Here is a 21,536-nt window from a genome sequence, read left to right as displayed (position 1 = left end):
ATCAGCCTCCTACGCTCCAACGCGCAAATGCGCCCCAGAACCAGTCGAATTTCGCCGCAAAGGCCACGAACACCACCCAGACCAGCGAGAACGGCAGGAACACTTTCCAACCCAGCCGCATCAGTTGGTCATAGCGGTAGCGCGGTGTGATCGCTTTGACCATCGCGAAGAGGAAGAAGAAGAACGCCATCTTGGCGACCATCCACAGCACCCCATCCGGCAGGCCCGGGATCGGCGACAGCCAGCCGCCGAAGAAAAGCAGCGTGGTCAAGGCACACATCAGGAAGATGGCGATGTATTCACCGGCCATGAACAGCAAGAAGGGCGTGGCGGAATATTCGACCTGATAGCCTGCGACCAGTTCTGACTCCGCCTCGGGCAAGTCGAACGGCGGACGGTTGGTCTCGGCCAGTGCAGAGATGAAGAACAGGAAGACCATCGGGAAATGCGGCAGCCAGTACCAGCTGAAGAAGCCGAAGGACCCATCCTGTGCGCGCACGATGTCGCCAAAGTTCATCGACCCGGTCGAGATAATGATGCCGATAATGATCAGGCCAATGGAGACTTCATAGGAAATCATCTGCGCGGCTGACCGCAGCGACCCAAGGAACGGGTACTTTGAGTTCGACGCCCAACCACCCATAATCACGCCATAAACCTCTAACGAGGAGACAGCGAAGACATAGAGAATAGCGACGTTGATATCCGACAGGACCCAGCCATCGTTGAATGGGATCACCGCCCAGGCGATCATGGCCAATACAAAGGATGTCAGCGGCGCAAGAATAAAGACCGTGCGATCCGCGCCCGCCGGGATCACGACCTCTTTGACCACATATTTCAGCGCATCTGCCACCGTTTGCAAAAGGCCGTAAGCGCCCACAACGTTAGGGCCTCGGCGCATTTGGACGGCGGCCCAAATCTTGCGGTCGCCATAGACAAGGAACAACAGCGAGATCATCACAAAGGCCACAACCGCAAGCACTTGGGCCAGGATGATCAGGGCGATGCCACCTGGGGTGTTAAAGAAGTCAGCCATTGGTCCTCACACCGTGGGTCGTCGGGGATATTTCAGCGGTTCGGATCATTCTGCGGCGATCCTGTCGGTTTTTAGAGCTTTGGCTTGCGCCGAAAGCTCGGCCATCAGTTGCGAGGCGCGGGCAATCGGGTTGGTCAGGTAGAAATCCTTGACCGCATTGCGGAATGTCGCGTCGCCCAATGCACCGGCTTCCAGCGGCTGCATCTCGTTTTCGATCACCTCGTCGATGCGGGCCAGATGTGGAACCGCTTCTATCAGGGCCGTACGCAGTTGCGCCAACGAGTCATAGGACAGCGTTGCGCCCAGTTCTGCGGAAAGGGCCCGCAGGATAGCCCAGTTCTCCTTGGCCTCGCCCGGTGCAAACCCAGCGCGCATCGCCAATTGCGGGCGACCTTCGGTGTTTACGAACAGACCGTTTTCTTCGGTATAGGCCGCGCCCGGAAGGATCACATCGGCACGATGCGCACCCCGGTCACCGTGGCTGCCTTGATAGATGACGAAGGCCCCATCATCGATTTCGACCTCATCCGCACCGAGGTTATAGATCACCTCTGCTCCGTCAATTGCAGCCTCGAGCCCGCCTTCCGTCACAGCACCTACGTCCATTGCTCCGACACGGCCCGCAGCAGTATGCAGGATCATCAGTTTGCCGTTGGTCCGGGCCGCTGCCTCCATGGCATGTCCAAGCACCGCTGCACCATCTGCTTCACGCAAAGCGCCCATTCCGACGATGATCACCGAGGGTTTTTCCAGAATATCGTCGAACTCGTGCTTTTGAAGATCAATCAATGCACCGCGCCCGTCGCCCATCTGGAAGACGTCATAGGTCAGATCAGACTGAGGTCCGATATTGGCGATCTTGGCCCCGTTCAACCAGGCCTTTCGGATGCGTGCATTCAGAACCGGCGCTTCGTCACGTGGGTTGGTTCCGATCAGAAGGATGTATTTTGCGTCATCGACATCTTCGATTGACGCCGTCCCGACATATCCCGAGCGGTTTCCGGCAGGCAAACGCGCATTGTCCACGCGGCATTCAATGTTGCCGTCCAGACCTTCGACTAGCTGCTTGAGCGCAAAGGCAGCTTCTACCGGTACAAGATCACCCACTAAGGCCGCAACTTTCTTGCCCTTCAACGCCTCAGTCGCCTTGTTCAGCGCCTCGGGCCACGATGCAGGCCGCAGCTTGCCGTTTTCACGGATATAGGGCTTGTCCAGACGCTGACGGCGCAGGCCATCCCAGACAAAACGGGTCTTGTCACTGATCCATTCCTCGTTCACGCCATCATGGTTGCGCGGCAGGAACCGCATAACTTCGCGACCCTTAGTGTCCACGCGAATGTTCGAGCCCAGAGCATCCATCACATCGATACTCTCGGTCTTGGTCAGCTCCCACGGACGGGCGGTGAAGGCGTAAGGCTTCGAGGTCAGTGCCCCAACCGGACAAAGATCGATGATGTTGCCCTGAAGGTTCGATTCCAGCGTCTGGTTCAGATACGACGTGATTTCAGCATCTTCCCCGCGCCCGGTCTGACCCATCTGAGTGATCCCAGCAACCTCGGTGGTGAAGCGCACGCAGCGGGTGCAGCTGATACAGCGGGTCATCGCGGTGCCAACCAGCGGCCCCAGATCCAAATCATCCACCGCACGCTTCGCTTCCTTGAAGCGCGACCCCGAGACGCCATAGGCCATGGCCTGATCTTGCAGGTCGCACTCACCGCCTTGGTCACAGATCGGGCAGTCCAGAGGGTGGTTGATCAGCAAAAACTCCATCACCCCTTCGCGGGCCTTTTTCACCATGGGCGAGTTCGTCTTGACCTGAGGCGCCTGACCTTCCGGACCGGGGCGCAGATCGCGCACCTGCATCGCGCAAGATGCCGCAGGTTTCGGCGGACCGCCCACGACCTCGACCAGACACATCCGGCAGTTTCCGGCAATCGACAGACGCTCGTGATAGCAAAAGCGCGGCACCTCGACCCCGGCTTGCTCACAAGCCTGGATCAGGGTCATCGCGCCATCGACTTCGATTTCCTGGCCGTCGATATTGATCTTGCGGAGGTCAGACATTGTGACGTTACCCTTTTAGGAATGTGCCAATGGCAGAGCCTTTGGCGATCTCGCGACGGCCCGCCGAACACATGGTTTCAGGCACACCGATGACGATCCCGTTGCTTTGGATGTACCGGATTGCATCGTCCTGAATCCGTTTCCGAGGCAGATTTTGTTCAAGATATTTAAAGTCGCTTTCCTGATACCCTTTGGCTTCAAGATCGTCAGCCACCGCTTTCATGCTGTTCGCGATCTGTGGCCGGTTCATCGACAACGAAGGGCACCCAGTTGAAATTTGTTCGGCCATCGCATTGGCAAAGGCAACATTATACAGGTTCTCCGGCATCTCAGTACGGAACGGCGCACGTGCAGCCGCCACCTCTGGGGACTCGCTGGTGGTAGTCTGACATCCTGCCACAACAAGCAGAAGCAATCCGCCAAGTAGATTCGTTTGCGCTACCCTGAACCGCATCCTCAATTCGCCCTCAGATAGACGCCGATGGCGCTATTTCTTTGAATTTCGGCCTGACCCAAGGTGCAAAATGAGTTCGGTGTGTCATAAGACACTCCGTTTTGCGCCAGATAAGCCTCGCCCTTGGTACGCATCCGGTCTTTTTCCGCGTCCGATTCCACATAAGCGCGGATTTCCTTGTCGGAATATCCCAGCTTGTGGGCTTTGGACCGCAGCCCCCACATCACGTTGATCGCCTTGAGGCGCCGACCACTGATCGAGGGGCAATATTCAGAAATCTCATTGGCGATGGCGATATAGTACAGCTCGTTGTCGATCTCTTGAACATCGCGCAGGGGCGGTTTTGCCTCGGCCGCAACTGGCAATGTAAACAAAACGGCCAGACTTAAAGATTTTGCTACAGACATGTTATTTCCTTTTGTTTTGGGTTCCCCAAAACAAAGGCCTGACGGCCTGCTATGCGATAGCAAACACGCTTTCACGCGCTGATATGCAAAAACACAGATCATGGTCGCTGGCACGTTCCTGCAAAAGACAGTTTGTCGTCGCTGATCTGAAGCTGATCTGGCTCGGTATCAGGCCCGACCTTCCATTCAATACGGGAGGAGCCGAATTGCTCGATACAGTACTTCGTGCCCTCATAGCGCCCGGCTTCACGCGCGCCGTTCAGGGACTTAGAGACGCCGTTCACGACAACAGTAAAATCTGTCGGGGCCTTTTTCTTGTCCACAGGCTTGGCCTTGGCACGGAAGAAATTGCCTTCGAACTGAACCCGGTCACTTGACTTTGTGATCGTACCACAGGCCGACACAAGCGCTACGGCTGCAATAGCAACGCAGGTACCTGAACGAATGCGCCCAACCGTCGACCAGTTCACTTTATCCTTGCTCCCCATCAGAACGCCGCCACCAAAGCCATGACCCCAATCACAAACATGCAGGCCCAGCTCAGCACATAAAAGATCGAACGGATGCCTGAATTTGGCTTACCCGTTCCGCGAATATGGACCACCAGCATCGCCAACCGCGCGACCAGAGCGACCGAAGCCAATAGGTTCACCCAAAACGGGCTCGCCCCCAACAAAATCGCAGCAAACGTTACCGCGACAAAAGCAGGCAGCGTTTCTGTTCCATTCAGATAGGCCCGGTTCAGACGATAGGCCCGGTCGGCATAGTCCTGATCAGGCGTCGCCCCCGGTGCCAACCCTTTGCTCTGTTTCGCCATCGCCGTGAGGGGCGACAACAACAACACGACCAGTGTGAAAATCACAACCGAAGCGACAGCATGAGAATAATCTGTGAATAGGTCCATGTTTCCTACTCCGCTGCAATCGCGCTTGAACGACCTGATTTCTGGGCCTTAATGCGATCTTCGATTTCGTCCCGGAAATTGCGGATCAGGCCCTGGATCGGCCAGGCCGCCGCATCACCAAGGGCGCAGATCGTGTGACCTTCGACCTGTTTGGTAACATCAAACAGCATGTCGATCTCTTCCAGCTCGGCCTCGCCGCGCACCAAACGATCCATCACGCGCATCATCCAACCTGTGCCTTCGCGGCAGGGCGTACACTGACCGCAGCTTTCGTGCTTGTAGAACTTGGACAGACGCCAGATCGCCTTGATGATGTCGGTGGACTTGTCCATCACGATCACCGCCGCCGTGCCAAGGCCCGAGCCCAGATCGTTGCGCAGATAGTCGAAATCCATGATCGCATCGCGCATGTTCTCACCGCGCACACAAGGCACCGAGGAACCGCCGGGGATCACAGCCAGTAGATTGTCCCAACCGCCGCGAATGCCGCCGCAATGGGTCTCGATCAGCTCCTCGAAGGAAATCGACATTGCCTCTTCCACGACGCAGGGGTTGTTCACATGGCCTGAGATCGCAAACAGCTTGGTGCCCGCGTTGTTTTGGCGACCGAAGCCAGCGAACCAGTCGGCCCCCCGGCGCAGGATGGTCGGCACGACCGCAATCGATTCCACATTGTTCACAGTTGTCGGGCAACCATACAGGCCAGCGCCTGCTGGAAACGGAGGCTTCATCCGCGGCATGCCCTTTTTTCCTTCAAGGCTTTCGATCAGCGCGGTTTCCTCGCCGCAGATATAGGCGCCCGCCCCGTGATGCAGGAACAGATCGAAATCCCAGCCCGAACCGGCAGCATTCTTGCCCAGAAGACCGGCGTCATAGGCTTCGTCAATCGCAGCCTGTAGGGCTTCACGCTCGCGGATGTATTCGCCGCGAAGGTAGATATAGCAGGTATGCGCATTCATCGCGAAGGATGCGATCAGGCACCCCTCGATCAAAGTGTGCGGATCGTGGCGCATAATCTCACGGTCCTTGCATGTGCCCGGCTCGGATTCATCTGCGTTTACAACCAGGTAGGCCGGACGGCCATCGCTTTCCTTGGGCATGAAGGACCATTTCAAACCGGTGGGGAAACCCGCGCCACCACGCCCGCGCAGCCCGGAATCCTTCATCGTCTGGATGATCCAGTCGCGCCCCTTTTCGATCAATCCAGCGGTGCCATCCCAATGCCCGCGAGCTTGTGCACCGCGCAGCGTACGCTCATGCATCCCGTAGATGTTGGTAAAGATCCGGTCCTGATCCTTCAGCATCGCGTGTTACCTTCGGCTTTCCTGACGCATGCGCCAGAGTTGAAATATGTTGACGCCCGCATAGATGAACCCGGCCAGGGCGGCGAGGTCAAAAAACAATGCGTGGCGCGTGGTCAGCCCCAACGCGGGGCCAATGAACAGGTTCATGGCAAGCCAGATCGCCATCGTCACGGCAATGACGATGCCAATATGTCGACCCTTGCGGGCGATAGCTTGTTCCTTATCCGTGTCCATCTCAGTCTTCGTACATACCGTCTTTCTTGGCGCGCTTGGCAAACTCGGTCTCTTCCCCCGTCGCCAGCTTGGCCGCCTGTGCGATCCAACCGTCACGTTCGATCCGGCCTTTGAATTTCAACCGTGTATCAACCCAAGCCACATGTTCGGGCGTCCAGGCTGCGATCTGATCGAAATGGAAAAAACCCAGCTCATTCAGCGTCTGCTCAAGCTTCGGGCCGACACCTTTCAGCATTTTCAGATCATCTGCCTTACCACCCCGCGCTGCGGTCAGCGTTTCTGGCTGATCTTCCTTGGCGGCCTTCGCCTCCTCCGCCTGCTTCACAGCAGGTTTGGCCGGTTTCGGCGCTTTGGGCGGTTTCGGGGCCGACTTGGTCGCCGCGGCCTTACCATCCTCGCCCAGCCATGGGGTCAGGATCGGAACCTCGGTCCCGTCAATGCGCTTGACCGTGTCGCCCAGATCAGTGGCCAAAGCCACGCTGGCATTATGCTCTGGCTTTCCGGCGTCATGCTCGGTCAAGCTGGTCAATCCGCCCAGCGGTTCAGCTGCATAACGTCCGTTCTGAGGGCCCGGTGTTGGCACCTTGCCCGCTACCAGATCGTCGATGATCTTGCCAAAGCTTTCAGCCGTCAGGTCTTCGTAGTAGTCCTTGCCGATCTGCGCCATCGGAGCATTTGCGCAGGACCCGAGGCATTCGACCTCTTCCCAGCTCAGCTTGCCATCGGCAGACAGTTCATGCGGCTTGGCGGCGATCTTGTCCTTGCAGACCGCTATCAGGTCTTCGGCCCCGCAAATCATGCAAGAGGTCGTGCCGCAGACCTGAATATGCGCCACAGAACCAACCGGTTGCAGCTGGAACATGAAGTAGAACGAGGCCACTTCGAGCACGCGGATATAGGCCATGCCCAGCATGTCGGCGACGGATTCAATCGCCGGACGGGTCAGCCAGCCCTCTTGCTCTTGCGCTCGCCAGAGCAGCGGGATAACAGCGCTGGCCTGACGACCCTCGGGGTACTTGGTAACCTGCGCTTCGGCCCATTGCTGGTTGGCAGCGGTGAAGGCAAAGCTCTCGGGTTGTTCGGGGTGAAGACGGCGCAGCATCACGCGGCTCCTTCGGTCAGTTTGGCGACAACCGTGACTGCAAAGGCAACCATCGACAGTAGGCCAGCTATCAGGTGTTTTGCGGTGTTTTTCTTAGCACGCGAGTAGATAAGCGCATCTACAAACGCCATAACCGAGCATGCTGCAAAGAAGGCAAGTATGACGTACAAATCTTGGTACAGAGCGGCGAACACACCAATAAGAGCAAACGCAAAGTAGCGATCTGCCATAACGCTGGGCAGATTCTCCTTATGATGTCCCGTCTGAGCAAGACCAAACTCGGGTTTAGTCCAGAACAGATACCCCAAGAGCAGCAGAAACACTGCGCCAATTCCGGCAAAGATCAGAGAAAGGGAGACAAGACTCACCGGTCAATCTCCCCAAAAACCACATCCATGGTACCGATAATCGCAGCGACATCAGCCAGTTGGTGCCCTCCGGCGACGTGATCCATGGCTTGCAGATGCAGGAACCCCGGCGCGCGCAGTTTGGCGCGGTAGGGTTTGTTGGTGCCGTCGGCGACCAGATAGACGCCGAACTCTCCCTTGGGGGCCTCGACGGCGGCGTAGACTTCGCCTGCGGGGACGTGGAAACCTTCGGTATAAAGCTTGAAGTGATGGATCAGGCTTTCCATCGAGGTTTTCATGTCCGACCGTGTCGGCGGAGTGATCTTGCCCCGAGCAAGCACGTCGCCGGGGCATTCGCGGATCTTGGCGATGGCCTGACGGATGATCAGCAGCGATTGGCGCATCTCTTCCATGCGGCAGAGATAACGGTCATAGCAGTCGCCATTCTTACCTACGGGGATCTGGAATTCGAACTCGTCATAGCATTCATAGGGCTGCGCACGGCGCAAATCCCATGCGAGGCCCGATCCGCGCACCATCACGCCCGAGAAGCCGTATTTCTGAATGTCATCCTCGGTCACAACGCCAATATCGGCGTTGCGTTGTTTGAAAATGCGGTTTTCAGTAAGCAGACCGTCGATATCATCCAGAACGGCGGGGAATTCGTGGCTCCAAGCCTCGATGTCGTCCAGCAGTTCCGGCGGCAGGTCCTGATGGACGCCACCGGGGCGGAAGTAAGCAGCGTGCAGGCGGGCCCCGCAGGCACGCTCGTAGAACACCATCAGCTTTTCGCGCTCTTCAAATCCCCAAAGCGGCGGAGTCAGCGCGCCAACATCCATCGCCTGTGTGGTCACGTTCAGCAGATGGTTCAGGATACGACCAATCTCGGAATACAGAACCCGGATCAGCGAGCCGCGACGCGGCACTTCAACACCAGTCAGTTTCTCAATCGCCAGACACCAGGCATGTTCCTGGTTCATCGGCGCCACATAGTCCAGACGATCGAAATACGGCAGGTTCTGCAGATACGTCCGGCTTTCCATCAGCTTTTCAGTACCACGATGCAGCAGGCCGATATGCGGATCGCAACGCTCCACGATCTCGCCGTCCAACTCAAGAACCAAGCGCAAAACCCCATGCGCTGCAGGGTGTTGCGGGCCGAAGTTGATGTTAAAGTTACGGATCTTCTGCTCGCCGCTCAGCGCGTCCGTGCTGCCGTCATCATATCTTGAGCCGTCCATCAACGCCCCCGTCTTTTCTTTGCTTCAGCCCGAACTCGGACCTTTTTTGCCTCAACGGCTTTGGCAGCAGCCCCGGCCAGCAAAACACCCAGCGCGCCCAATGTGATCAGTTCGCCCAACATCGTCAGCATCTTAACGGCGCTCCATTTCCTGTAGCTTGATCCCGACCCACCAGAGCAGGGCAATCGTGCCAAAAGGGACCAGACATAGCAGGCACCAGACCTTGTTGATCCCGAAGAATGGCAAAATCTTTACCATCGGGATGATGGTCAGCGCGGAAAGGATCAGCCACCAGATACCCCCCATCACTCGGCCTCCTGCTTCTCATCCCCCGGCAGGATGTAGTTCGCACCTTCCCACGGGGACATGAAATCAAACTGACGGTATTCCTGCACGAGGCTGACGGGTTCGTAGACCACTCGCTTTTGCGCCTCGTCATAGCGCACTTCTGTATAGCCTGTGGTCGGGAAATCCTTGCGCAGCGGATAGCCCCGGAAGCCATAGTCGGTCAGGATACGCCGCAGGTCCGGATGGCCTGAGAACAGGATGCCGAACATGTCGAACACCTCACGCTCAAACCAATTGGCCGAGGGGTGTACGTCAACGATCGAGGGCACCATGTCTTCCTCGCGGATCGAGACCCGCAGGCGAATACGCTGGTTCTGGTACATCGACAGGAAGTGATAGACCACGTCGAACCGCTTGGCTCGTTCGGGATAGTCCACGCCGGTGATATCCACCAAGGTAGAGAATTGACAGGACCGGTCGCTTTTCAGGAATTCAATGAATTCGACAAGGTTCGACAGCGCAACATCGACGTTCAATTCTTCATGGGTCACGTCCCAGGACAGAACACAATCTGAGCGTTTCAGTTCAAGCTGTGTGCCGAGTTCTTTGAGTGCTTCGCTCATCTGCCCCTCCCTCAGCGTACAATCGTGCCGGTGCGGCGGATCTTACGTTGCAGTTGCATCAGGCCATAGAGCAGCGCCTCGGCGGTCGGAGGGCAGCCGGGTACGTAGATATCCACGGGCACAATGCGGTCACAGCCGCGCACGACTGAATAGGAATAGTGGTAGTAGCCACCGCCATTCGCGCAGGAGCCCATCGAGATCACATAGCGCGGTTCGGGCATCTGATCGTAAACTTTGCGCAGCGCCGGGGCCATTTTGTTGGTCAGGGTTCCAGCCACGATCATCACGTCTGACTGACGCGGGGATGCGCGGGGAGCGATGCCGAACCGTTCCGCATCATAGCGCGGCATCGAGGTGTGCATCATCTCAACCGCGCAGCAAGCCAGACCAAAGGTCATCCAGTGCAAGCTGCCAGTGCGCGCCCAGTTGATGATGTCCTCGGTCGAAGTCAGCAGGAACCCTTTGTCCTGAAGCTCGGCATTCAAGGCCTGGGTGGCGATTTCTTTGTCGACGCCAGCGGTGTTTGCACCCGTCATCACTCCCATTCCAGCGCCCCTTTCTTCCATTCATAGGCAAAGCCGATGGTCAGAACGCCCAGGAACACCATCATGGACCAAAAACCCACATCGCTGATGTCCTTGAAGCCAACGGCCCAGGGGAACAGGAAGGCGATTTCCAGATCGAAGATAATGAAGAGAATCGCGACCAGGTAGAATCGGACATCAAATTTCATCCGCGCGTCATCAAATGCGTTGAAGCCGCATTCATATGCGCTGACTTTTTCCGGATCGGGGTTGCGGACGGCCAAAACGACAGCCGCCAGAATCAGCACTATTCCAAGGCCCACGGCCACGGCCAGAAACACCAGGATCGGGAGATATTCCCGCAACAGCTCTTCCAAGAGTAGCTCCTTTCCTGCGCGATCCATATTGAGCGCGCGGTCAATTGGCGAGTTGACTGGACATTCTCTATCTCTGCGGGGTCAGAGGGTCAACCGATCACAAGCGCGCAGGGGCATCAACCTTGGGGTTGACCATCCTGAAATTTCGCATGTCATTCTGCACAGCGCCGCATTCCGTCTCAGAATTAAACGTCGTTGATCCACTTGGGCTTACGTTTCTCAAAGAAAGCGTTAATTCCCTCGTGCGCTTCTTCTGTTTCCCAGCGAGAAACCAGCGCATTGATCGTATGGTCAATCACCTGATCGTCAATCTTAGGCCCAAGATCCTGAACCAGCGCCTTGGCCGAGGCAACCGCCCCTGGTGCGCAGTTCAGATAGGGAAGAACTTCGTCCTCGATGGCCTGATACAACCCGTCTACCGCAACTGTTTTGGCCAAAAGCCCAAGCCTCACGGCCTCGGCCGCATCAAACAGACGCGCAGACATGAAAACCCGGCGGGCCTTGGCCGCCCCCATACGTGCGATCACATAGGGCCCAATCGTCGCCGGGATCAGGCCCAGCTTTGTCTCGGTCAGGCCCATTTTCAGGGCTTCAACACCAATCGCCACATCACAGACAGCAGCCAGACCCACGCCACCGCCGAACGCATTGCCTTGCAACGCTCCGATCAGGGGTTTCGGCATCGTGTTGAGCGCTTGCAGCATTTCCGCAAGCTTGCGTGCTTCGATGAAACGCGTTGCAGGGTCGGCTGTCATCTGATCCTGCATCCAAACCAGATCCCCGCCCGCGCAAAAGGATCTACCAGTCCCGGTCAGCACGACGACCCGAACAGCGGGGTCTTGCCCCAAATCCTGCGCTGCGCGCGTCAGTTCGGCGATCATCGTGGCCGACATCGCGTTGTGTTTTTCCGGGCGGTTTAGGCACAGGGTGGCAACGCCGCGTGCATCTGTGACGATCGAGATCGTTTCGTACATCTTAGCCCCTCATGGCGCGCGCCATCTGCGCGGCTTTATCCAACACTTTGGCATCCAGGCCGGTGGCATATCCCAACCGTTCCAGATGCGCCGCAACGGCTTCGGTCGCGACATTGCCCGCTGCACCGGGTGCGTAAGGGCAACCACCAAGGCCACCAACGGCGGCATCGAATACACGGACGCCCAGTGAAAGCGAGGCATCGATATTGTCCAACGCCCGGCCATTCGTGTCGTGAAAATGACCGGCCAGCCGGGTCACGGGAACACGCTCTCGCACCGCCATCAACATCCGTGCGATCTTGTCCGGCGTGCCCTGCCCGATCGTATCGCCCAAAGACACCTCATAGCAGCCGTGAGAGAACAAAAGATCCGCGACCTCGGCCACCTTTTCGGGCGGTGTCGGCCCATCATACGGGCAGTCGGTCACGCAAGAGACATAGCCGCGCACTGGCAGGTCGATGTGGCGCGCGGCGTCCAGGATCGGCGTGAACCGTTCAATCGACTCGGCAATGGTGGCATTGATATTCGCTTTCGAGAATCCCTCGGAAGCCGAGGCAAAAACCGCGATCTCATCCGCTTTGGTTGCCAATGCATCTTCATACCCCCGCATATTGGGGGTCAGGGCTGCATATCGCACACCCTTTGCGCGCGCTATGCCGGCCAGAACATCGGCGCTTCCCGCCATTTGGGGAACCCATTTAGGTGAAACAAAGCTGGCCACTTCGATCCGGTTGAACCCGGCATCCGACAGGCAATCGACAAGCGCAATCTTCTCGGCCACCGGAATGTCGCGCGTTTCGTTCTGCAACCCGTCCCGAGGCCCGACTTCAAAAATTTCGACCCGTTCGCCCATGCCTCATCTCCCTTAGGTGTCCAAACTGATCGTGACACATGCACAGACTTTCGAACAGCCTAGCTATCTTCCAACCGGACCAAGGCGGCACCGGCTTCGACCTGAGCGCCTTCTTCGGCCAGAACCTCTGCGACAACACCATCCCGAGCAGCAAGCAGGGAATGTTCCATCTTCATCGCCTCCAGCACCGCCAAGCGGTCGCCTTCATTGACCGGCTGACCGGCCACTGCAAAGACCGCTTTGACAAGCCCCGGCATCGGCGCTTCGATCAGGTTGGTATCCCCAGCCGCGCTGGCCTCGCGGTCCAGTGGGTCGACCAGGTCAAAACTCTGTCCATAATCCTCGAAGACCGTGATCCGGGGACCAGTGACCACGACATAGGGCATCGGTTTTCCGTTGATCAGCCAGCGCCCGTCCTGGCGTTGTGCCGTGACGACCGTCTCACCCACGTGCCACTCCTGCCGCTCGGCGCCAATAACTTGAACATCAAGCTCGATATGATCCTCACCGGATATCAGCTGAACCGCCCGATGCAGAGGCGCCCAAAGCGAGAAACCAGCGTCTGCCTGCATGTCCACCAAGTTCGATGCCCGCATGGCTGCCGCCACAAGGGTCTCGGGCCGTGGCGGTACCGCCTGCACCAATTCGTCAAGGTCGCGCCCGATCAGCCCCGTATCGACATCGCCCGAGGCAAAGCCAGTATGCCGGGTCAAGGCCCCCAGGAATGACAGGTTGGTAACCGTTCCGGCGACCTCAGTCCCTTGCAACGCGCGGTGTAACTGTTCGAGAGCGACCGACCGCGTCGGCCCATGCACAATCACCTTTGCAATCATCGGGTCATACCAGGGGCTGATTGTATCCCCCGCCCTCACGCCACTATCTGCCCGACACCCTTGAGGAAAGCGCAGATGGGTCAGGGTACCTGTTGCTGGCAGGAATCCCTTGGGTACATCTTCGGCATAGAGCCGCGCCTCGAACGCGTGGCCGTTGATCGAAAGGTCTCTTTGCTGTTTCGGCAAGCTCTCACCCGCTGCCACACGCAACTGCCATTCGACCAGATCGACGCCCGTGATCGCCTCGGTTACAGGGTGTTCAACCTGCAGGCGCGTGTTCATTTCCATGAACCAGAACCGATCCGGGCGCAGTCCTTCGGACGCGTCGACGATAAACTCAACCGTCCCCGCCCCTTTGTAGCCAATCGCCTCAGCCGCGCGGACACCTGCATGTCCCATCGCGTCGCGCATTTCAGTTGTCATGCCAGGGGCCGGAGCCTCTTCGATCACCTTCTGATGCCGTCGCTGCAACGAGCAGTCCCGTTCGAATAGGTGAACTGCGTGCGTGCCGTCGCCAAATACCTGAACTTCGATATGCCGAGGCTTCGCAACGAATTTCTCAACCAGCACAGCATCATTGCCGAAGGCGGTTTTCGCCTCGCCGCGTGCGCTGTCCAGAGCGGACAGAAAATCCTCGGGATTTTCGACCAGCCGCATCCCCTTGCCGCCGCCGCCTGCCACGGCCTTGATCAACACAGGATAGCCAATAGTTTCGGCCGCCTCGGCCAGATGCTCGGGGTCCTGATTGTCCCCATGATAACCCGGCACGACAGGCACGCCCGCCTGTTCCATAAGAACCTTTGCTGCGTCTTTGAGGCCCATCTTCCGGATCGCATCTGCCGATGGTCCGATGAACGTCAAGCCCGCAGCCTCAACCGCATCCACGAATTCCGGGTTTTCGGATAGAAACCCATAGCCCGGATGGATCGCCTGCGCGCCGGAATCCAGCGCCGCCTGAATGATCACATCGCCCTTCAGATAGCTCTCTGACGGAGCCGCGCCGCCGATATTAACCGCTTCATCCGCCATCTGCACATGCTTGGCTGACCCATCCGCATCGGAGTAAACAGCAACACAGGACACGCCCAGTTTCTGAGCCGTCTCCATAACTCTGCAAGCAATCTCGCCACGGTTGGCAATCAGGATTTTATTGAACATTGGTAACCCCTTGTAATCCGGTTCTCCTCTCCGCAGGGTCCAGACCATGAGCAATGACATCTATGACCCCGACTTTGTGGCAGGCGTGTTCGACAGGTGTTCGGATTCCTACCGAAATTGGAGCGCAGTCGCTTCCTTCGGCCTGGTTCGCGCATGGCGCAGAGCATGTGTGAAAGGGCTGACCTTGTCCGAGGACACGCAAGCGTCCGGAGTCGATCTCATGTCCGGCACCGGAGAAGCTTGGCCTCATCTGCTTGCCGAGTTTCCTAGAATCGCGAACGTTACTGCGGTCGACATAAGCCCGGGGATGCACAAGCATGCTATGAGCCGTTTGCACAAAAGCCGGGATGACCGCATCACCCACCTCTGTGCCAATATGTTGACGACAGACCTTCCAACCGCCTCGGCGGATTTTGCAATTTCTACCTTTGGATTGAAAACCTTTAACGCTCAGCAGCATCAGGTTTTCGCCAACCAGCTTTGTCGTATTCTCAAGCCCGGCGCTCCGTTTTCGTTGATCGAGGCAACGGACCCTGTGGATTGGTTTTTGCGGCCTGTTTACCGTTTCTATCTTGACGGAGTGCTTCCGCAAGTTGAGCGTTTCTTTCTGAATGGTGCGCAAGACTTCACCATGATCGGTGAATACACACGGAATTTCGGAAAAGGTGAGACCGTTTTGACAGCCCTTAAATCCGCAGGGCTGAACGTCGAAATGACCTACTATGTAGGTGGCAGCGCTGTTCGGTTTTCTGGAACCAAACCAAACTGAGCGGCGCGTTTCCGTAAGCATCCCCATTTACCGCTTGCCCGCCAGATCTTCGACAAGACGAAAACGCTCGCAGACCAACTCCATCTCAGGATCGAAGCCGCCATTGCGCTCGAAATAGCGGCGGTGATCATCGCGCCACCCCGCAAGCGTTTCATTCTCGCCCTCGGCCAGCGCGAAACCTTCGGTCACATCGCAATAGCGACAAATCGTAACCTCGATCGTTTCGATCACCAGTACCGGGTGATCATCCCAGTTCAGAGCAATATCGCGCCGCCCGACCACGGGCATGTCGAGAGAGCCCTCGGGATAGTTTCGCAATGCATCGCAGGTCGCCGTTTTCTTTCCAGCACGCACAAGGGCCAGCAGTTCGTCACTCAGTGCCGCGTTGTCCCCAAACTTAAAGGTCTGCGCGCCCGGGTAGCGGTTTTTTAGCTGTTCCAGATCGGTCATCTTACATCCTGAACACGCCGAAACGTGTCTCCTCAATCGGGGCATTCAGCGCAGCGCTGAGCGATAGGGCCAACACATCACGCGATTTGCGCGGGTCTATGATACCGTCGTCCCAGAGGCGGGCCGAGGCGTAGAGCGGATGCGATTGTTCCTCGAACATCTGCAGTGTCGGGCGTTTGAATTCGGCCTCTTCCTCAACCGACCAAGTGCCGCCCTGCCGCTCGATCCCGTCGCGTTTGACGGTGGCCAGAACACCCGCTGCCTGCTCGCCACCCATCACGGAAATCCGTGAATTCGGCCAAGTCCACAGGAACCGAGGCTGATAGGCCCGACCGGCCATGCCATAGTTTCCGGCCCCGAATGAGCCTCCGACAAGCATCGTGATCTTCGGCACCGAAGTTGTTGCCACCGCCGTCACCATCTTGGCCCCATGCCGCGCGATGCCTTCGTTTTCGTATTTACGGCCCACCATAAAGCCGGTGATGTTTTGCAGGAACACCAGCGGGGTTTTGCGTTGCGAGCACAGCTCGACAAAATGCGCGCCCTTCTGCGCGGCCTCGGAAAACAGTACCCCATTGTTGGCGATGATGCCCACCGGGCAGCCTTTGACATGGGCAAAGCCGGTCACCAGCGTTTCCCCAAACCTGGGCTTGAACTCATCGAACCGAGAGCCGTCGACCAGCCGCGCGATCACCTCGCGGATGTCATAGGGCGTGCGCAAGTCAGCCGGAACAACGCCGAGGATTTCCTCTGGGTCATAGGCAGGGTCTTCGGGGCTGGCCCAATCCACCGTCTGCGGTTTGCGCAGGTTCAGCGAGCCAACAGCCCGTCGCGCCAAAGCCAGAGCGTGGGCGTCATCTTCCGCTAGGTAGTCCGCCACACCTGACAGGCGGGTATGCACGTCACCGCCGCCCAGATCTTCGGAACTCACGACCTCGCCGGTCGCAGCCTTCACCAGAGGCGGCCCGGCCAGAAAAATCGTCCCCTGTTCCTTCACGATGATCGTGACGTCAGACATCGCGGGCACATAGGCCCCGCCCGCGGTACATGACCCCATCACAACGGCGATCTGAGCGATCCCCTTCGCACTCATACGCGCCTGATTGTAGAAGATGCGGCCAAAGTGATCGCGATCAGGAAAGACCTCATCCTGATTGGGCAGGTTCGCACCGCCGCTGTCGACCAGATAGATGCAGGGCAGTTGATTTTCCTCGGCGATCTCCTGCGCGCGCAGGTGTTTCTTCACCGACATCGGGTAATAGGTGCCGCCCTTCACGGTGGCGTCGTTACAGACCACCATGACCTCGCGCCCCTGCACACGCCCAATGCCTGCGATGACCCCGGCACAGGGCGCGGCATCGCTATACATCCCATGCGCCGCCGTCGCGCCGATTTCAAGAAACGGAGAGCCCGGGTCGAGCAGGTTCGCCACCCGACGCCGCGGGAGCATCTTGCCCCTAGAAACGTGCCGCGCGCGAGATTTCTCGCCGCCTCCGATACGGGCTGCTTCAGCAGCTTCGGAGATTTGCGCCAGCGCGTCGAGATGGGCGGTGCGGTTTGTTTGTGCGGCTTCCGAACTAGGAAGGAACGCGGATTTCAATTTACTCATTGTGTGCCCCCATATCCGATCAAATCCAACGCGCGCGTTGCTGTTACCCGCAACATACAATCCGCCCCATCTTCGAAGTGGCCCGTTCCGGTTGTCAGATTTCCCCGCGACAGGCATTCAGCGTCTCGAAATGCGATCCAGGCGCGCTGTGCGTCCCTGAGAGCCTCAGCTGCAACGGGCGGCAGTTCTGGATCTGATAAATCTTGGCGCAAAGATCCGTATGCTGTGTTCATCACTGCATCCCAAGCTTTGGTCTCTGCGTCCATGCACTGTGCAACCGCTATGCTGTCATAGGAACCGCCCTCTTCTATGCAGGCATTCGCAAAGTTCCGGACACACGTTGCACCAGCATGCCAGCCTTCACCCGCCTCGGCCACACAATGCCAAATATCAGCCTCGGCTACCGGGTCAGGAGCCCAATCAGCCACCGCTTGAACGGGCAGCAGAGACAAGACGGCGATAAAACGTATCATAACACCTCTGTGGCCGCTCGGGCCTTCAATTCCTTGCGTATCACCTTCCCCGTGACCGTCATTGGCAGTTCCTCCAAAAACGCCACCTCGCGCGGATAGGAGTACTGCGCCAGACGATCCTTGACCCACTCCTGCAACTCCCGTTCCGCAGCCTCAGCACCCGGTTTCAACACCACATAGGCCTTCACAATCTCGGTCCGCAGCGGATCGGGCTTGCCGACCACGCCCACCGTTGCCACCGCCGGGTGGGTCAGCAGGCAATCCTCGATCTCAGCCGGGCCGATGCGATACCCGGCGGAGGTAATCACGTCATCATCACGACCGACAAAGCGCAGATAGTCTCCCTCCCACACGCCGCGATCGCCGGTGATCAGCCAGTCGCTCCGGAATTTCTCAGCAGTTGTGTCAGGGCGGTTCCAATATTCCAGCAACATCGAGGCCGAGCCGCGCCGGATGGCCACGTCGCCCTCGTCCCCGGTCGGATTGCCATCGTCGTCGATCACCGCCACCTCATGCCCCGGCACTGGTTTGCCGATGCAACCGGGCTGAACCGGGAAATCCTCGGCACAGGAAGAGACGACCATGTTGCATTCGGTCTGGCCGTAAAACTCATTGATCGTCAGGCCAAACGTCTGCTGTCCCCAGGCCAGCATCTCGGCCCCCAGAGGCTCCCCACCCGAGGCGACCGAGCGCAAGCCGGGTATGCTCTGATCCGCTGCTTTCAGCATCCGCAGCGCGGTCGGAGGGAAGAACACGTTTCGCACCCCACCCTGCGCAATCACGTCCGCGCAGGCCTCAGCCGAAAACTTATCCAGCCGCGCCGCAACCACCGGAATGCCCAGCGCCAGACCGGGCATTAGCACGTCGAACAGCCCGCCGATCCAGGCCCAATCGGCAGGGGTCCACAGGCAGTCTCCGTCGCGCAGGTGATCGTGGCTGATTGAAACGCCGGGCAAATGGCCCGTCAGCACCCGATGCCCGTGCAGGGCCCCCTTGGGGCTGCCGGTTGTGCCCGACGTATAGATCAGCACCGCCGGATCATCCGGCCCAGTCTCGGCAAAGGGAAGTGGAGCGCCGGCCACCCCTACTTCAGATGCGATCAGAGGCTTTGCGATCCCTTCAAGCAGCCCGGCACCCTCGACATCGGTCAGCACAATACTGGCGCCCGCATCACTGACACGAGACAGCAATGCCTCCTGTTTGAACAGCTTGAACAGGGGAGCCGAGATCGCGCCGATCTTCCAGATCGCCAGATGCGCGGCGGCACACCATGGGGATTGGCTGAGCAGGACACCGACCCGATCACCTGGCTGTACCTTCTGCTGCAAAGCACGAGCAATCCCGTCGGTCATATGATGTAGCTGCTCATAAGTCACACGCTGTTCAGTGGGACCGGTTAGATCAATCACGGCAACACGATCATCGGGATGAACCAGACACTGACGCGCCATGTTCAACTGATCGGGCAGGTCCCAGCCACCCTCTGGGCGCAAACCAGGTATGCGCCTAGGGTCAAGCATCTGCTAGGCCTCTTTTTTCATTGAATTTTCCCGCCGGACGCAGGCAACCAGAACCAAGCAAAACTTGATACAGATCAGAGCGCGGATTGGCCTTTGCCGCCACACAAGGGGCATCAACAAAACCAAAGGCAAGATCATGATGAAAACGCTCGCCGCTTTGACATTCTCGACCGCACTGGCCGCTTTGGCCGTGCCCGCATTTGCCCAATCGCAGGGCGACTGGACCCTTGGCGTAGGTGTGGGATATCTGGACCCGAAATCCGACAACGGAACGCTTGCGGGGCTTAGCGCAGATATCGACGCGGATACCCGCCCGATCTTCACCGCCGAATACTTTATCCGCGACAATCTGGGGATCGAGCTCTTGGCTGCAACGCCCTTCAGCCACGACATCACTCTGGGAGGCAGCACTGATGCGGGCAGCGTCAAGCACCTGCCCCCGACCCTGTCGCTGAACTATCACTTCCCGACCAACACCGCTTGGAAACCCTATGTCGGGGCCGGTCTGAACTACACGATCTTCTTCGACGAAAGCTCTCCGCTGGGGGATCTCAAGGTCGATAACTCGTTCGGGGTCGCGCTGCAGGCCGGGCTGGACTATCAGGTCACCCAAAACGGGGCAGTCCGACTGAATGTGCGCTGGTTCGACATCGACTCGGACGTGACCCTGGATGGCGCCGATATCGGCACCGCCGAAATCGATCCCTGGCTGGTCGGTGTGTCCTACGTCCATCGGTTCTGATCCAATCCAAAGCGCCCCGTCGACCCAAAGTCAGCGGGGCGTTTTCTTCACTGCATCTCGTTCATCAGCTCGCGGCCAATCAGCATCCGGCGAATTTCGCTGGTGCCTGCACCGATCTCCATTAGTTTGGCATCTCGGAAAATCCGGCTGACCGGCGCGTCCGACAGGAACCCGGCCCCGCCCATCGCCTGAACCGCCTGATGCGCCTGCGTCATCGCAGCCTCTGAGGCATAGAGACAGCACGCCGCTGCATCCTGCCGCGTCACATCCCCACGATCGCAGGCCTTTGCAACTTCGTAGACATAAGCCCGGGCAGAGTTCATCGAGGTATACATATCCGCGATCTTGCCCTGCATCAGTTGGAAGCTGCCGATGGGTTTGCCGAACTGTTTGCGTTCGGCCAGATAGGGCATGATCTCATCAAGACAGGCTGCCATGATCCCGGTTCCGATCCCGGCCAGCACGACCCGTTCGTAGTCAAGACCTGACATCAGAACGGCAACGCCCTTGCCTTCTTCGCCCAGAACATTTTCGAACGGCACTTCGACATCTTCAAAGATCAGTTCTGCTGTATTGGACCCACGCATTCCAAGCTTGTCGAAATGGGGCGAGGTCGAAAAACCCGTCATCTCTTTTTCGATCAGAAATGCGGTGATCCCTTTAGACCCGGCCTCTGGGTCGGTCTTGGCGTAGACGACCAGCGTATCCGCATCCGGCCCGTTGGTGATCCAGTATTTGTTGCCATTCAGCCGATAGTGATCGTTGCGCTTTTCCGCGCGCAGTTTCATCGAAACCACATCCGAACCTGCCGAAGATTCGGACATCGCCAATGCGCCCACATGCGCCCCAGAGATCAGGCGTGGCAGGTATTTTTGCTTTTGTTCCTCATTGCCGTTCAGCTTGATCTGATTCACACACAGGTTCGAGTGCGCACCATATGACAGCGAAACCGAGGCCGAGGCACGCGCCACCTCCTCCACCGCAATTGTATGAGCCAGATAGGACATTCCAGCGCCGCCATATTCTTCGGGTACCGTTACGCCCAGCAAGCCAAGCTCCCCCATCTCGGCCCATAGCTCATTGGGAAAAGCATTGGATGCGTCGATCTCGGCCGCCATCGGCTTGACCCGTTCCTGCGCCCAACGATGCACCATTTCGCGCAGCGCGTTTACATCTTCGCCGAGATCGAATGTCATTGCCGCCTGGAACATTAGGTCTGCCTCTGCGCTATACTTCAGTAATTGAAC

At 58.1% G+C, this 21,536-nt stretch carries 26 protein-coding genes; 2 read left to right on the top strand and 24 right to left on the bottom strand.

The features are described 5' to 3' along the window. Position 1: 1 nt before the first annotated feature. The 19 genes from nuoH to ACR0DH_RS05605 all read right to left on the bottom strand — a co-directional run bounded on the left by nuoH (position 2) and on the right by ACR0DH_RS05605 (position 14,726). Positions 2-1,039, bottom strand: a complete 1,038-nt coding sequence (gene nuoH, locus ACR0DH_RS05695; protein WP_480547770.1) for an NADH-quinone oxidoreductase subunit NuoH — start codon at positions 1,037-1,039, stop codon at positions 2-4. Between the two features lie 45 nt (positions 1,040-1,084). After that, on the bottom strand, positions 1,085-3,103 hold the full coding sequence (nuoG, locus tag ACR0DH_RS05690; protein WP_480547769.1) for an NADH-quinone oxidoreductase subunit NuoG: 2,019 nt from the start codon (positions 3,101-3,103) through the stop codon (positions 1,085-1,087). Between the two features lie 7 nt (positions 3,104-3,110). Continuing rightward, on the bottom strand, positions 3,111-3,464 hold the full coding sequence (locus ACR0DH_RS05685) for a DUF5333 family protein (protein ID WP_480540832.1): 354 nt from the start codon (positions 3,462-3,464) through the stop codon (positions 3,111-3,113). Positions 3,465-3,559: 95 nt separating this feature from the next. Beyond that, entirely contained in the window at positions 3,560-3,964 is a 405-nt protein-coding gene (locus ACR0DH_RS05680; RefSeq protein ID WP_480540830.1) for a DUF5333 domain-containing protein, read from the bottom strand. A 98-nt stretch (positions 3,965-4,062) separates the two neighbouring features. After that, positions 4,063-4,452 (bottom strand): hypothetical protein, encoded by a 390-nt coding sequence (locus ACR0DH_RS05675; RefSeq protein ID WP_480881609.1) that lies wholly within the window; start codon positions 4,450-4,452, stop codon positions 4,063-4,065. Beyond that, entirely contained in the window at positions 4,452-4,868 is a 417-nt protein-coding gene (locus ACR0DH_RS05670) for an MAPEG family protein (RefSeq protein WP_480547767.1), read from the bottom strand. Before ACR0DH_RS05670 ends, ACR0DH_RS05675 begins: the two co-directional genes overlap by 1 nt. A 5-nt stretch (positions 4,869-4,873) precedes the next feature. Continuing rightward, positions 4,874-6,172 carry an NADH-quinone oxidoreductase subunit NuoF gene (nuoF, locus tag ACR0DH_RS05665; RefSeq protein WP_480547766.1) on the bottom strand — a complete coding sequence of 433 codons (1,299 nt, stop codon included), beginning with the start codon at positions 6,170-6,172 and terminating at the stop codon, positions 4,874-4,876. 6 nt (positions 6,173-6,178) lie between these two features. Then, a complete protein-coding gene (locus ACR0DH_RS05660) occupies positions 6,179-6,406 on the bottom strand; it encodes a DUF5337 domain-containing protein (RefSeq protein ID WP_170532293.1) in 228 nt (75 codons plus the stop codon). 1 nt (position 6,407) lies between these two features. Next, entirely contained in the window at positions 6,408-7,508 is a 1,101-nt protein-coding gene (nuoE, locus tag ACR0DH_RS05655) for an NADH-quinone oxidoreductase subunit NuoE (RefSeq protein ID WP_480547765.1), read from the bottom strand. Then, positions 7,508-7,876, bottom strand: coding sequence for a hypothetical protein (locus tag ACR0DH_RS05650; RefSeq protein WP_480547764.1), 369 nt, complete (start codon positions 7,874-7,876; stop codon positions 7,508-7,510). Before ACR0DH_RS05650 ends, nuoE begins: the two co-directional genes overlap by 1 nt. Then, complete coding sequence (locus tag ACR0DH_RS05645; protein ID WP_170532287.1) at positions 7,873-9,096, bottom strand: NADH-quinone oxidoreductase subunit D; 1,224 nt, start codon at positions 9,094-9,096, stop codon at positions 7,873-7,875. Before ACR0DH_RS05645 ends, ACR0DH_RS05650 begins: the two co-directional genes overlap by 4 nt. After that, a complete protein-coding gene (locus ACR0DH_RS05640; RefSeq protein WP_480540819.1) occupies positions 9,096-9,227 on the bottom strand; it encodes a hypothetical protein in 132 nt (43 codons plus the stop codon). The genes ACR0DH_RS05645 and ACR0DH_RS05640 overlap by 1 nt, the downstream gene beginning before the upstream one ends. A 1-nt stretch (position 9,228) precedes the next feature. Beyond that, complete coding sequence (locus ACR0DH_RS05635; RefSeq protein ID WP_170532285.1) at positions 9,229-9,402, bottom strand: hypothetical protein; 174 nt, start codon at positions 9,400-9,402, stop codon at positions 9,229-9,231. Next, positions 9,402-10,007 carry an NADH-quinone oxidoreductase subunit C gene (locus tag ACR0DH_RS05630; RefSeq protein WP_170532283.1) on the bottom strand — a complete coding sequence of 202 codons (606 nt, stop codon included), beginning with the start codon at positions 10,005-10,007 and terminating at the stop codon, positions 9,402-9,404. Before ACR0DH_RS05630 ends, ACR0DH_RS05635 begins: the two co-directional genes overlap by 1 nt. An 11-nt stretch (positions 10,008-10,018) precedes the next feature. Then, positions 10,019-10,552 carry a NuoB/complex I 20 kDa subunit family protein gene (locus ACR0DH_RS05625; RefSeq protein ID WP_480540817.1) on the bottom strand — a complete coding sequence of 178 codons (534 nt, stop codon included), beginning with the start codon at positions 10,550-10,552 and terminating at the stop codon, positions 10,019-10,021. After that, positions 10,543-10,908: an NADH-quinone oxidoreductase subunit A gene (locus tag ACR0DH_RS05620; RefSeq protein ID WP_170532281.1), complete on the bottom strand. Its 366-nt coding sequence runs from the start codon at positions 10,906-10,908 to the stop codon at positions 10,543-10,545. Before ACR0DH_RS05620 ends, ACR0DH_RS05625 begins: the two co-directional genes overlap by 10 nt. A gap of 185 nt (positions 10,909-11,093) precedes the next feature. Further along, positions 11,094-11,882, bottom strand: coding sequence for a crotonase/enoyl-CoA hydratase family protein (locus tag ACR0DH_RS05615; RefSeq protein WP_480547763.1), 789 nt, complete (start codon positions 11,880-11,882; stop codon positions 11,094-11,096). 1 nt (position 11,883) lies between these two features. Continuing rightward, a complete protein-coding gene (locus ACR0DH_RS05610; RefSeq protein ID WP_480540813.1) occupies positions 11,884-12,735 on the bottom strand; it encodes a hydroxymethylglutaryl-CoA lyase in 852 nt (283 codons plus the stop codon). Between the two features lie 59 nt (positions 12,736-12,794). Further along, positions 12,795-14,726 carry an acetyl/propionyl/methylcrotonyl-CoA carboxylase subunit alpha gene (locus tag ACR0DH_RS05605; protein WP_480547762.1) on the bottom strand — a complete coding sequence of 644 codons (1,932 nt, stop codon included), beginning with the start codon at positions 14,724-14,726 and terminating at the stop codon, positions 12,795-12,797. Between the two features lie 46 nt (positions 14,727-14,772). Between ACR0DH_RS05605 and ACR0DH_RS05600 the strand changes: the two genes are divergently transcribed. Then, positions 14,773-15,495, top strand: a complete 723-nt coding sequence (locus tag ACR0DH_RS05600; protein WP_480540809.1) for a class I SAM-dependent methyltransferase — start codon at positions 14,773-14,775, stop codon at positions 15,493-15,495. A gap of 27 nt (positions 15,496-15,522) precedes the next feature. Here the strand turns inward: ACR0DH_RS05600 and ACR0DH_RS05595 are convergent, their stop codons facing one another. From ACR0DH_RS05595 to ACR0DH_RS05580, 4 genes are read right to left on the bottom strand one after another with little or no spacing between them, the layout of a single operon-like run. Beyond that, the gene (locus tag ACR0DH_RS05595) at positions 15,523-15,945 is read right to left on the bottom strand and encodes an ASCH domain-containing protein (RefSeq protein ID WP_480547761.1); all 423 of its coding nucleotides are present in this window, start codon (positions 15,943-15,945) and stop codon (positions 15,523-15,525) included. A 1-nt stretch (position 15,946) separates the two neighbouring features. Further along, on the bottom strand, positions 15,947-17,554 hold the full coding sequence (locus ACR0DH_RS05590; RefSeq protein WP_480547760.1) for a carboxyl transferase domain-containing protein: 1,608 nt from the start codon (positions 17,552-17,554) through the stop codon (positions 15,947-15,949). After that, positions 17,551-18,027 (bottom strand): lysozyme inhibitor LprI family protein, encoded by a 477-nt coding sequence (locus ACR0DH_RS05585; RefSeq protein ID WP_480540803.1) that lies wholly within the window; start codon positions 18,025-18,027, stop codon positions 17,551-17,553. The genes ACR0DH_RS05590 and ACR0DH_RS05585 overlap by 4 nt, the downstream gene beginning before the upstream one ends. Continuing rightward, positions 18,024-19,547, bottom strand: a complete 1,524-nt coding sequence (locus ACR0DH_RS05580) for an AMP-binding protein (protein ID WP_480547759.1) — start codon at positions 19,545-19,547, stop codon at positions 18,024-18,026. Before ACR0DH_RS05580 ends, ACR0DH_RS05585 begins: the two co-directional genes overlap by 4 nt. Positions 19,548-19,683: 136 nt before the next feature. Here ACR0DH_RS05580 and ACR0DH_RS05575 point away from each other — a divergent pair, with 136 nt between their 5' ends. Next, the gene (locus ACR0DH_RS05575; protein ID WP_480547758.1) at positions 19,684-20,289 is read left to right on the top strand and encodes an OmpW/AlkL family protein; all 606 of its coding nucleotides are present in this window, start codon (positions 19,684-19,686) and stop codon (positions 20,287-20,289) included. A 47-nt stretch (positions 20,290-20,336) separates the two neighbouring features. Here ACR0DH_RS05575 and ACR0DH_RS05570 read toward each other — a convergent pair whose 3' ends face one another. Further along, positions 20,337-21,500 carry an isovaleryl-CoA dehydrogenase gene (locus ACR0DH_RS05570; protein ID WP_480547757.1) on the bottom strand — a complete coding sequence of 388 codons (1,164 nt, stop codon included), beginning with the start codon at positions 21,498-21,500 and terminating at the stop codon, positions 20,337-20,339. Positions 21,501-21,536 lie beyond the last annotated feature (36 nt).

It is taken from the genome of Ruegeria sp. I1 (genome assembly GCF_056532675.1).
Note: the sequence above shows the minus strand (reverse complement) of the source record. Positions and strands in the feature narration are given on the sequence as shown.